Raw genomic sequence first — 12,405 nt, forward strand, 5'->3', positions numbered from 1 at the left:
TGTAAAAATGAAAAAAGTAGTTTTATTCTTCGCTATATGCTTATCATACACTAGCACTACCAGCGCTCAACAACCATTTGACAAAAAATTAGTCTTAAAACAAATGGTGCTTGCCAATGATTATTTTATGCAAAAATGGCCAGATACCGGCAAAACAATCATTACCAATAAAGAACGCACAAGTAATATCTGGACACGCGGGGTTTATTATGAAGGATTAATGGCCTTACACGAAATTTTTCCAAAAGAGGCTTACTATAAATACGCCTACGACTGGTCTGAATTTCATAAATGGGGATTTAATGGCGGAAATGTGACTCGAAATGCTGACAACTATTGTGCTGCTCAAACCTATATCGATTTATACAATTTAGAGCCGGATGCCAAAAAATTAAAAAATACCAAAGCCAATATCAACATGTTGCTGAACACGCCTCAACTGGACGACTGGTCATGGATTGATGCTATCCAGATGGGAATGCCGGTTTTTGCTAAACTGGGAGTACTTGAAAAAGACAATCGTTACTACGAAAAAATGTACGAAATGTATATGTATTCCAGAAACAAACACGGTGATAACGGGCTTTACAATCCTAAAGATGGTTTATGGTGGCGTGATGCCGATTTTGACCCTCCGTACAAAGAGCCAAATGGCGAAGATTGCTACTGGAGCCGTGGTAATGGCTGGGTAATTGGTGCTTTGGCAAAAGTACTGACGATAATTCCTAAAAATGCGCCTCACAGAGAGCAATATGTAAAAGACTTAAAAGCGATGGCTGCTGCTTTGGTTCCTATTCAGAGAGCAGATGGTTTTTGGAATGTAAGTTTACACGATCCTACAAATTTTGGAGAAAAAGAAACATCGGGAACTGCACTATTCGTTTACGGAATGGCATACGGAATCAACAGCGGAATTTTGAAAAAAGAAACTTATTTACCTGTAATTCAAAAAGCATGGAATGCCATAACGAAAGATGCTTTGCACGATAATGGATTTTTAGGCTACTTGCAATCTACAGGAAAAGAGCCTAAAGACGGACAGCCATTATCATACGATAAAATTCCGGATTTTGAAGATTACGGATTAGGCTGTTTTTTATTGGCCGGGTCGGAAATTTATAAAATGAAATAATTTGGGAGTGCTCCCTCCCGAAAAGGCCGGGTCGGGCAGTACGTTAAGTAGTTTTAGCCGTCACATTAATGCGATAGCTTTAATGTATAAAATTGTATCGAGAAGTCTTAAAGAGCCAGGGGTTCTCGATACTTCGTAATAATTTTCTATCGCAAATTATTACTCAACTCGAACTGACGAATCTTAACTTAATGACATTAACTTCCATCCCTCACTCAAACTAACCAACAAATTATCATGAAAAAAACACTCTTTTATCTTGTTCTGATACTCTTTAATTCAAGCCTGTTTTCACAAGAATTTAAAAGAGAAAAATACAATTTCAATTCCGATTGGAGATTAAAAACAGGAGATTCGCAAAATGCGGAATCTCCTGTTTTTGATGATACTGCATGGAGAAAAGTTACACTGCCTCATGCCTATAATCAGGAGGAAGCTTTTGAAAAAGATATCGACAACCATACTACCGGAATTGTCTGGTATCGTAAAAAATTCAAACTTCCCAAGGGGATCAAAGACAAAAAGATTTTTTTAGAATTTGAAGGTATTCGTCAGGGCGGGATCATTTATGTCAACGGACAAAAAGTTGGGCTTCATGAAAATGGTGTAATGGGTTTTGGTTTTGATATTTCTAAAATTATCAAACCTTTTCCTGAAGAAAACACGATTGCTTTAAGGATTGACAATGACTGGAAATACAGAGAAATAGCCACAAACACTACTTATCAATGGAATAACATGAATTTCAATGCCAATTATGGCGGAATTCCTAAAAATGTATTCCTGCACATTACCGGCAAATTATATCAGACACTTCCACTCTACTCCAACCTGAAAACTACGGGAGTTTACATTTATCCATCTGATATTAATATTCAGGAACAAAACGCAATTATTCATGCTGAAACTGAGGTACGTAATGAATTTGAAACAGTAAAAAATGTAGAATATAATGTGATTATTGAAGATCTTAATGGTAAAATAGCAGCTTCATTTCCAGGAGAAAAAAAGACTCTTTTACCCAATGAAACTAAAATTATAAAAGCCAGTAAACTGGTTAATAATTTACATTTTTGGAGTTGGGGCTATGGCTATTTGTATACGGTAAAAACCATTTTAAAAGTAGATGGAAAAGTCATTGATGAAGTTTCAACTAAAACAGGTTTTAGAAAAACAGCATTCAAAAATGGTGAAATATGGCTTAATGACCGGGTTATTCAGGTAAAAGGTTATGCCCAAAGAACCAGCAACGAATGGCCGGCTATCGGAATGTCAGTTCCGCCCTGGCTGAGTGATTTTAGCAATAAATTAATGGTAGAAGGCAACGGAAATTTGGTACGCTGGATGCACGTTGCACCCTGGAAACAAGATGTAGAATCCTGTGACAGAGTTGGATTATTACAAGCAATGCCTGCCGGTGATGCCGAAAAAGATGCCAAAGGCGAACAATGGAACCAACGGGTTAACCTGATGCGCGATGCTATCATTTACAATCGAAATAATCCGAGTATTATTTTTTATGAAAGTGGTAATGAATCTATCAGCGAGGAACATATGCGCGAAATGAAAGATCTTAGAAACACCTATGATCCTTCTGGCGGACGTGCTATTGGCTCTCGTGAAATGCTCGACAGCAAAGAAGCCGAATATGGCGGAGAGATGCTTTACATTAATAAAAGTGCCCAAAAACCTTTATGGGCAACCGAATATTCCAGGGACGAAGGCTTGCGCAAATATTGGGACGAATTCTCTCCTCCTTTTCATAAAGAAGGCGTTGGCCCCTTATATCGTGATAAACCTGCCGAAGATTACAATCATAATCAGGACCGACACGCTATTGAAAACATTATTCGCTGGAATGATTATTATAAAGAAAGACCCGGTACCGGAAAAAGGGTAAATTCGGGTGGTGTCAATATTATTTTTTCTGATTCCAACACCCATCACAGAGGCGAATCGAATTACAGGACCAGTGGCGAAGTAGATGCTATGCGTATTCCAAAAGACGGTTTTTGGGCACACCAGACTATGTGGGACGGTTGGGTTGATGTCGAAAAACACCGCACACATATTATGGGTCATTGGAATTATGCCGATAACGTTGTCAAAAATATTTACGTTGTTTCGACTGCGAGTAAAGTAGAACTTTTTATCAACGGAGCCTCGCAAGGTTTTGGGAAACAAAGCAATGAGTTTTTATTTACTTTTGAAAACATTGCTTTTAAAGAAGGTACCATAAAAGCAACTGGATATAATGAAAAAGGGGAAATTTTGAGTGAAGACTCGAAAATAACGGTTGGAAACCCTGCTGTCATTAAATTAAAATTAACTACCCAAGAGCAAGGATTCTTGGCAGATGGTGCCGATGTCGTTTTAATTGATGTTGAAGTGGCTGATAAAAACGGAAACCGTTGCCCTATCAGCAATGACATGATTACATTTTCAGTTGATGGCCCGGTTACCTGGTTAGGAGGAATTGCCCAGGGCCCTAAAAATTATATTCTTTCCAAAACAATTCCAGTTGAAAATGGTATCAACAGGGTTATGCTGCAATCCATGACAAAAAGTGGAAAAATAAAAATTTCAGCTACAGCCAAAGGATTAAAATCAGCAGAACTGACTTTTGAAAGTAAAGCAGTAAAAACTCAGGATGGGCTTTCTACAACAGTTCCGGGAGTAAATTTAGCTTCCAATTTAGAAAGAGGGCCAACTCCCACAACACCATCTTACACTCTAAAAAGAAACTCCGTTACCATAATAAGCGCCTCATCCCCTTCCAACAATAGTGACACTTTTAAAAGTTATGATGACAACGAACTAAGCGAGTGGAAAAATGACGGGAACATCAAAACAGGTTCCATAACCTACACGCTTTCAAAACCTGCAATAATAAACGAATGTGTAATAAAATTAACGGGATGGAGATCAAAAAGCTATCCAATTCGTATTTTAGCAGACGGAAAAGAAGTTTTTAAGGGTAACACAGCTCAAAGCTTAGGGTACATTACCATTCCTTTAAAACCAGTTCTTGCCGAAAATATTAAAATTGAATTAATTGGGGCCAACACTGAAAAAGATGGCTTCAGTAAAATTGTAGAAGTAGAAGCAACCAAAGATTTAGATTTATTTAAAGACCCGACAGCAGTAAACGCAACGGGACAATTACGTATTGTCGAAATAGAATTTTATGAAAAACTCCAATAAAAAGTATAACAAAGTTAAACTTGCAGTCGTTTTTTTAACTTTAGGAATGAGCATGACCGCTTTATCACAAAAACAGGAAATTCTACTGTGGGATAAGGTTCCCGATGCAATTGAATCTAAAGAATATACTGAAAAAACAGATTTTGAAGATAATGGCAATGTAAAAAGAGTAAAAGAAGTAATTCAGCCTACAATTACCGCCTATTTTGCCAGTCCGGAAAAATCAAACGGCTCTTCGGTTATAATTTGTGCCGGAGGAGGTTACAGCTATTTGTCCAACTACAAGGAAGGACATAAAGTGGCTGAATGGCTTACTACTTTGGGGATAAATGCCTTTGTTTTAAAATACAGATTGCCAAGCGATTTAATTATGAAAAACAAATCGGTTGGACCATTGCAGGATGCTCAGGAAGCTGTTCGTTTGGTAAGGCGCAATGCAGAAAAATGGAAAATAAATCCAAACAAAATTGGTATTATGGGATTTTCAGCAGGAGGTCATCTGGCTTCCACTTTGTCAACTCATTATAATGATAAAGTGTATAATTCTAAAGATAATACCAGTGCACGTCCTGATTTTTCTATTTTGATTTATCCGGTTATCTCCATGCAAAATAGTATTACGCACGAGGGTTCAAAAATTAATTTACTTGGAAAAAATCCTCCATCAGAACTCATTGATAAATTTTCAAATGAAAAACAAATCACTGCTGATACCCCGAAAGCTTTCATAATACATGCAACAGATGACAAAGCCGTTCCTGTTGAAAACAGTATTAATTATTACCTCGCATTAAAAAAAGAAAAAGTTTCAGCCGAAATGCATATTTACGAAAACGGCGGACATGGTTTTGGCTTAGGTGCTAAAGGAACCAACCAATATTGGCCGCAAACCTGCGAAAAATGGCTGGCAGCAAATGATTATATTCTAAAACCTGATGGTTATGTTTTTTCCTATTTTAAAGAAAATGGCGAAGATGGTTTACATTTGGCTTACAGCGAAGACGGTTATAAATGGGAAGCTTTAAAGAAAGATGAATCTTTCCTGACTCCCGAAGTCGGTAAAGACAAATTAATGCGTGACCCGTGTGTAATAAAAGGCGGTGACGGATTGTATCACATGGTCTGGACGGTTAGCTGGACAGACAAAGGAATTGGGTATGCTTCTTCTAAAGACCTGATTCACTGGTCTAAACAAGAATTTATCCCGGTTATGGCACATGAAGAAAAAACCAGAAATACCTGGGCACCGGAAATCACATATGATGAAAAATCAAAAGAATATATGATTTACTGGGCTTCTACAATTGATAGTAAATTTCCGGAAACCAAATCGGAAGAAGAGAAAGGATATAATCACCGAATTTATTATACAACAACCAAAGATTTCAAAAAATTCAAAAAAACGAAATTGCTTTACGAGCCTGGTTTCAATGTAATTGATGCTTCGATTGTAAAAACAAACAATGGATTTACGATGTATTTAAAAGACGAAACCAAAGTTCCCGTTCAGAAAAACTTAAAAATAGCCACAAGTAAAAATCTGGAAGGGCCATATACCAAAGCAAGTGAAGCTATTACCGGAAATTATTGGGCTGAGGGTCCAACAGCTATTCAGATAAATAATGAATGGATTGTTTATTTTGACAAATACACCCTAAAAAAGTATGGTGCTGTAAAACAAACTTCCAACGGTTGGGAGGATATTTCAGAACAGGTTAGTTTTCCAAAAGGAACAAGGCACGGAACAGTTTTAAAAGTGCCTTCAGAAATAATCAGTCAATTGAAGAAAGAATAAAATCAGTTATTATGAATGATTTATTACCAGTTATAGATTATATCTCAAGATATGTTGATTTGACAGAGGATGAAAAAAGTCATCTTGCCACTTTTTTAAAGATTACCAAAGTAAAAAAAAGACAGTTTATTGTACAGCCCGGTTTTGTCTGCAAACACAAAAGTTATGTTGTAAAAGGTGCTTTTAGAGGTTATCTTGTAGGCAATGACGGCAAAGAACATACCTTGTCATTTGCAATTGAAGACTGGTGGATTTCTGATTACAGCAGTTTGATTTATCAGGAGCCTGCTACTTTATTTGTTGAAGCTTTGGAAGATTCAGTTCTTATTCAAATTGAATATGAAGACGAGCAGAAGTTTCTTAGGGAAATTCCGAAACTTGAAAAATTTGAACGTATTATAACCCAGCGTTCACTTGCTTTTCAGCAAAAAAGACTTTTATCCAATTTTACAAAAACGGCAGAAGAACGCTATGATGAATTTATGGGCAAATATTCAGGAATTGCCCAACGTGTTCCTCAGTATGCCTTAGCTTCTTATCTGGGTTTTAGCACGGAGTATTTAAGTAAAATCCGCAATCGTAAAATCTCAAAAAGTTAAACTGGTTCAACCTTATTTCCTAAACCAGTTCATTTTTATTTTTCTTATTCTGTCCCAGATTTGCATTGTCAATAAGGACAAAAATTTTAATTAATAAAAATGAAAAATACTATTTTAATTTCAGCATTTTCAATTCTTTCCATTGCTTGCGACAGCGAAAAAAATCGAATGAAACTTCTGTTTCTTTTCAAAAAAAATACACTGTAACAGATGTTGGGCTTTATCCTGAGGGAATTGATTATGATTCAAAAAATGAAAAATTCCTGTTTAGTTCCTTACATAAAGGAGCTGTTTATGCGCTGAATACCAAAGGCGAATTGTCTGTTTTTGCAACAAGCAGCCAACTGGTTTTGCCAACGGGAGTTTATACTGATGAAATTCGAAACCGATTAATCGTGGCTAACGCTGATTTGGGAATTTCGCAAAAAAGTACGGAAGGAAGTGCTGGATCTGTTGCAACAGTGAGTATTTTCAATCTTACTTCAGGTGCATTAATTAAGGAAATTGATTTAAAAAATTTTACCCCGAATGCCGGATCCTGCCCAAATGATATTGCTGTGGACTTGCAAGGGAATATCTACATCACCGATTCATTTTCTCCGATTATTTATAAACTTAACCTTAATTATTTGCCCTCAGTATTTGCAACTAATACCTTATTCCAGCCAGCACCCAACGAGTTTGGTTTAAACGGAATTGTTTTTCACCCGAATGGTTATTTATTAGTGGCAAAAACGGATAATTCTAAATTATTTAAAATATCTCTTTCTAATCCGACAAATATTACTGAGGTTAAAGGAGCAGCATTCAGCTATCCTGACGGTATAGAATTAGATAAAAATAATAACCTGGTCCTTGTTGAAAATGGATTAGGCATGGGTAAAACATATACTTTTTCAAGTACTAACAACTGGACAAGTGCCACAAAAATAAGTGAAACCAATATTGGAAAAGAGGATTTCCCTACAACTGCAACATTGGCCTCAGATGGAAACGTATATGTAATTAGTTCTAAATTAGGCAACTTATTATCAGGAGATAAGAGTCAGTCAGCTTATACTGTTCAAAGCATAAATTAAGTTTTTTGTTTCAGGTTTCAAGTTCGTTAAACGGCAAAGTTCACGAACTTGAAAACCTGAAACCTGAAACTATTTCTTAACTAAAGTTCCTGCTTGTAATCCTTTGGCAGCAGCCGATAAAACAACTTCATTTTCGTTTTCATTTTTCTGGATTATTATTTGTGCGTATCCGTTAAAAAGCTTTCGTTTCCACTGCTCAGCAGGAGTAATTACCTGAATAATTCCGGGGTCAGTATTCATTACATCCCAATCTTTTTCTTTTTGCAGAGGCGGTGCAATAATCTGAATAGTGTTTGATCCCTGTTTTAAAACATTAGCATTGAAAATATATCTTTGGGAATCTTCTGCGCTGGGAGCAATTTTATTTCCGTTCACAAAAACTACTGCGTTTGTACCTATTTTTTTATAGAAAAAAGCAATAGTATTTGTTTTAAGAACGTTCTTTAAATCAAACTTCCCTCTGTACACATACGCAGGAGCCTGATTTTTATAATCTCTATCCTTAAAAGCTGTTACCCAGGTGTTATCCGAATCATTTGTTATCTGATTGGGAAGATTAGCAGAAGTTAGCTTTTTCTCCTCAAAATTAGTTATAGCAACAAGCTCTGTGTTATCAATAAATTTATCGCTTTCTAATGAAGTCGGGTCTCCATTTCCGACTCCCAAAATCTTTCCTCCTTTTATAGAAAAAGTTATTTCATTATTTGCAGTAGGTACATGCAGGCCTTTTTTATCTGTAATTTCAACTGTTACAACACTAACATTTGAAGTTACAGCATTTTCTTTATCAACTGAAAGTTTGATATTTTCTGCAATTCCGGTTGTTTTTTTAGTTTCGATTAGAAGTTTTTTTCCGTTTTTATAACCAATTGCTTCCAGAGTTCCCGGAGCATAATTCACCTTCCATTCTAAATGGCTGTTTTGCTCCATTTTCTTTTTGCCAAGACTCTTTTTGTTCAGAAAAAGTTCTACTTCATCACAATTCGAATGCACCCAGACATCAATTTCCCTGCCTTCCATCCCACTCCAGTTCCAATGTGGCATGATATGCAACACAGGCTTGCTTCCCCACCATGATTTTAAATAATAAACATTGTCTTTAGGAAAACCGCAAACATCCATCATACCAAAATAGGATGTTACCGACGGCCATTCATAAGGTGTCGGTTCTCCTCTATAATCAAAACCGGTCCAAAAGAATACTCCCGCTAAATAAGGACGTTCAGCATAAAACTTCCAGCCTTCCTCGATACTGTAAAAACTTGGTCGGGGTTTTCTGTCATAGGCGCTTTGATAATGTTTGGCATCATCTGTAAAATAAATTCCACGTGTTGCAAAAGTAGAACCTTCCTCGGTTCCCATTCCCGGCTGTTGTTTAAATTGATTTCGATGTGCATCAATATCCCCGTTTCCAAGATAATTATACCCCATAATTTCCACTACAGAAGATATTCCGCTTTTAAAACCACTGCTGATTCCAACCGTTACAGGTCTTGTATCGTCGATGCTTTTTGTAAATCCCTGCATCACATTTGTAATGCGTTCACCAACAATTCCGCCTTCAATATTCCATTCTTCATTTCCAACCGACCAGCAAAAAATACTTGGGTGGTTGCGATCGCGCTCAATCATTCGTTTCAAATCATTCAAATGATAATCGTTAATTCCCATTAAACGGGTTTCATCAATTACGAGCATTCCCAATTCGTCACAAACTTTAAGCAATTCAGGTGTAGGCGGATGATGCGAGCAACGATAGGCATTCGATCCCATCTCTTTCAGTTTTTTGATTCTGAAATATTGCAGTTCATCCGGTAGCGCCGTTCCAATTCCGGCATGATCCTGATGATTGTTGGTTCCTTTTAGTTTTACCTGTTTTCCATTAAGGAAAAAACCATTTTCCGCATCAAATCGAATAGTTCTGATTCCGAAAGGCGTTTCGTAACTGTCAATTGTTTTTCCATCCTGCTGAATCTGAGTTACTAATTTGTATAAATTAGGCGATTCAATATCCCATAATAACGGATTTTTTACATTTAATTTTGAAGTATAATTGGTTGTTTTATAAAACTGAGGAGCTGATACATTTTCTGTATTTGTGGCAACTTGCTTTCCTGAAGCATCTAAAATGTTCTGAATTATTTCAATTGAGCCTTTATAGTTTCCTTTGTTTTCGATGGTAACCTGAGCTGTAACTTCGGCATTATCATTTTTGATTTCTGAAGTAACATAGGTTCCGTTAGTTATAACATGAATTGGATTTGTTTTCTGTAGGTAGACATGTCTGTATATTCCGGCCCCTTCGTAAAACCAGCCTTCTTCCATTGAAGCATCAACGCGAACAACAATCGTATTTTCTCCGCCATAATTTATGTAGGCTGTAACATCATATTCAAATCCGTTATAGCCGCTTTCTTCCGTACCGAGGAAATGCCCGTTAAAAAAAACTTTTGAATTTCTAAAAACACCATCAAATTTTAAAGAAATAATTTGACCCTGATCTGTTTCGGGAATAGTAATTTTTTTTCGATACCAGCCAATATTTTTTTCCGGAAAACCTTTTCCTGCTGTTTTAAATCCGTGACTATAACTGGCTTTTTCACTAAACGCCTGTTCTACTGCCCAATCATGAGGCAAATCTAATTTTCTCCAGGCACGATCGTCAAATCCTTGTGCAGCTGGCCCATCTCCAAATCCGGTTTTTGTTAAATAGGAAAAATAACCCGTTGCATGACCAAAATCTTTTTCGGAATCATATTGATGACCAAAATTGAAACTCCACTCTTTATCTATTAATATCAAATCTCTTTTGTCATTTTTTTGGGCTATAGTATAAAATGATATTAAAAACAGGCAATAAATAAAACTTTGATGAAGAGAGATAGATTTCATAGTAATTCAGGTTAATTTGATGGTTAAATAAAGTCCATAAAGATACCGTTTTTGATATACAGGAATTAATAGTATTTTATCAAAGTATGTCAAATAGTTTATGTCTCTAAATATAATAATGTAGGAGTTGAAATTTGTAATATTCTCACAGTGCTTCTAATTCCTAAACCCTCTTTTGTGAGTGGAATAATATATTTGTCCGTAGCTGACTTATAAACTTGAAGAAATATAATTTTCAATTCTCGTATTCTGACATAGCATAAAATATCCTGGATTACCGCATTTTATGCTGCTGGTAATTTTACCAATACATCTGATACATAACCTATTTCTTTCAGAAAAATATTGTAAACAAAAGCCTCTCCGTAATAAGTAGCCTCTTTGTTTTAATCGAGTTGCAAACGCTGGTTTTGTGTTTTAATTTAAATCGGTACTCGTTGCATCTTTGTCTTCCTTTTGTAGGCAAGTCCAAAAACATTTTTGATAATTTATAAAAATTGTTTCTAAATTAGTCCAAAAATAATATTTGACTTATAAACCAATTTAAGATAGTTAAATGCGGCTTTATGCGAAAATTTAAAAACCAACGGAAAAACGGAAACTTAATGAAACAATTTATATGTATTTTTTTGCTCTTAATCACAATAATTAGTTGTTCAGATGGGAAAAAAACTGAAATAGAAAAAATTATATTTTCTTCTTCTCCTTCATTTTACAGTGGCTTTAAAATAGAATTGGATAATAATACGAATAAAATTATGGCTTCAATTCCGTACGAATACTCACTAGCAGATTCAATATCACCTAAGACTTGGAAATTTATGGATTCTACCGATTTAGCAAGTATTAGACCTTTTTTGCCACAAGAAATAAAATTTGAAATTAAGCCTGAATATTCAGAATTCAAGGAACTTGAAAATATTTTACATAAACTATCTGAACTAAACGCTGATGAATTCCCTCCAGAAGATGGAAATAAAGGGCAAAAAGCTCAAGCAAGCCTGGGGATAATAGATAATCAAAGTGTTCGTTGGGGAAATAACTGTTCTTTAAGGTTTTAATGGAAACAAAAAAGTTAAAGGAATAAAACGTCATATCGTGGTTACAGGGATGAGATCATTGAATAAGTCAAAAACAATTTGGATATATTATTCAGGTGGTAATGCGATCTGATGATAAGAAATCACTATTTAAGCCTACTCATAAAAGATGGGTCGTGGAAAGAACATTTGCCTGATCCGATAATGATAGAAGGCTTTGTTGAAACTATGAATTATTAATGGAATCATCTGAATGTATGGTCAAATTATCTGCTATAAAACTATTATATTGAATAAAAGGCTCTTATTATTCTTCCTTTTTTTCAACTTTAATCCTATGCAAGCATGGCGTACTTCTATTACTGCATTCATTTTTAATCGTCTTTTATTACTATTAAAAATTATTAACTTAGCCCAGGAAAAAAATGATACTCATAATCTGGCACTCGTGCAGGATTAAATATCCTGCATTTTAATCAAAAGAATTCCTCGAGGCTCTGCCTCGGGGTTTAGCGTAAAATAGAAAGATTAGTATATTTGTTGGATGAGCGAACACCTTTTCAAACGACATAATAAAAGTTTGTTACTTTATCATTTGGTGTGTCCTATAAAATATAGGAGAAATGTTTTAACCGATTCTGTTGAAATGAGTTTGGTTTCTATA

Annotated in this window: 7 protein-coding genes and 2 pseudogenes; 7 read left to right on the forward strand and 2 right to left on the reverse strand. The window is 35.6% G+C overall.

What is annotated here, in order from left to right; all coding sequences use genetic code 11:
• Positions 1 to 7: 7 nt before the first annotated feature.
• The 5 genes from J2W48_RS17400 (at position 8) to J2W48_RS17420 (ending at position 7,809) form a co-directional block, all read left to right on the forward strand.
• A complete protein-coding gene (locus J2W48_RS17400) occupies positions 8 to 1,132 on the forward strand; it encodes a glycoside hydrolase family 88/105 protein (RefSeq protein WP_310282964.1) in 1,125 nt (374 codons plus the stop codon).
• Positions 1,133 to 1,369: 237 nt separating this feature from the next.
• A complete protein-coding gene (locus J2W48_RS17405; RefSeq protein WP_310282965.1) occupies positions 1,370 to 4,336 on the forward strand; it encodes a glycoside hydrolase family 2 protein in 2,967 nt (988 codons plus the stop codon).
• Positions 4,320 to 6,131, forward strand: coding sequence for an alpha/beta hydrolase fold domain-containing protein (locus tag J2W48_RS17410; RefSeq protein WP_310282966.1), 1,812 nt, complete (start codon positions 4,320 to 4,322; stop codon positions 6,129 to 6,131). The genes J2W48_RS17405 and J2W48_RS17410 overlap by 17 nt, the downstream gene beginning before the upstream one ends.
• Before the next feature lie 11 nt (positions 6,132 to 6,142).
• On the forward strand, positions 6,143 to 6,730 hold the full coding sequence (locus J2W48_RS17415) for a Crp/Fnr family transcriptional regulator (protein WP_310282967.1): 588 nt from the start codon (positions 6,143 to 6,145) through the stop codon (positions 6,728 to 6,730).
• A gap of 146 nt (positions 6,731 to 6,876) precedes the next feature.
• Complete coding sequence (locus J2W48_RS17420) at positions 6,877 to 7,809, forward strand: SMP-30/gluconolactonase/LRE family protein (protein ID WP_310282968.1); 933 nt, start codon at positions 6,877 to 6,879, stop codon at positions 7,807 to 7,809.
• A 69-nt stretch (positions 7,810 to 7,878) separates the two neighbouring features.
• On the opposite strand, the gene galA is transcribed toward J2W48_RS17420, so the two are convergent.
• On the reverse strand, positions 7,879 to 10,701 hold the full coding sequence (gene galA, locus J2W48_RS17425; RefSeq protein WP_310282969.1) for a beta-galactosidase GalA: 2,823 nt from the start codon (positions 10,699 to 10,701) through the stop codon (positions 7,879 to 7,881).
• A gap of 113 nt (positions 10,702 to 10,814) precedes the next feature.
• Positions 10,815 to 11,019 (reverse strand): annotated as a pseudogene (locus J2W48_RS23215) (IS1 family transposase); the annotation flags it as partial.
• A gap of 248 nt (positions 11,020 to 11,267) precedes the next feature.
• Here J2W48_RS23215 and J2W48_RS17430 point away from each other — a divergent pair.
• Together J2W48_RS17430 and J2W48_RS23220 are read left to right on the forward strand one after the other, a co-directional pair.
• The gene (locus J2W48_RS17430; protein WP_310282970.1) at positions 11,268 to 11,762 is read left to right on the forward strand and encodes a hypothetical protein; all 495 of its coding nucleotides are present in this window, start codon (positions 11,268 to 11,270) and stop codon (positions 11,760 to 11,762) included.
• A 523-nt stretch (positions 11,763 to 12,285) separates the two neighbouring features.
• A pseudogene (locus J2W48_RS23220) lies at positions 12,286 to 12,405 on the forward strand (IS200/IS605 family transposase); the annotation flags it as partial.

The sequence above is a fragment of the Flavobacterium piscis genome (assembly GCF_031457575.1).
Taxonomy (GTDB): domain Bacteria; phylum Bacteroidota; class Bacteroidia; order Flavobacteriales; family Flavobacteriaceae; genus Flavobacterium; species Flavobacterium piscis_A.

Coding starts and splice junctions, on each gene's coding strand:
- J2W48_RS17400 (WP_310282964.1), top strand. CDS start 8: ATGAAAAAAGTAGTTTTATTCTTCGCTATATGCTTATCATACACTAGC.
- J2W48_RS17405 (WP_310282965.1), top strand. CDS start 1,370: ATGAAAAAAACACTCTTTTATCTTGTTCTGATACTCTTTAATTCAAGC.
- J2W48_RS17410 (WP_310282966.1), top strand. CDS start 4,320: ATGAAAAACTCCAATAAAAAGTATAACAAAGTTAAACTTGCAGTCGTT.
- J2W48_RS17415 (WP_310282967.1), top strand. CDS start 6,143: ATGAATGATTTATTACCAGTTATAGATTATATCTCAAGATATGTTGAT.
- galA (WP_310282969.1), bottom strand. CDS start 10,701: ATGAAATCTATCTCTCTTCATCAAAGTTTTATTTATTGCCTGTTTTTA.
- J2W48_RS17430 (WP_310282970.1), top strand. CDS start 11,268: ATGCGAAAATTTAAAAACCAACGGAAAAACGGAAACTTAATGAAACAA.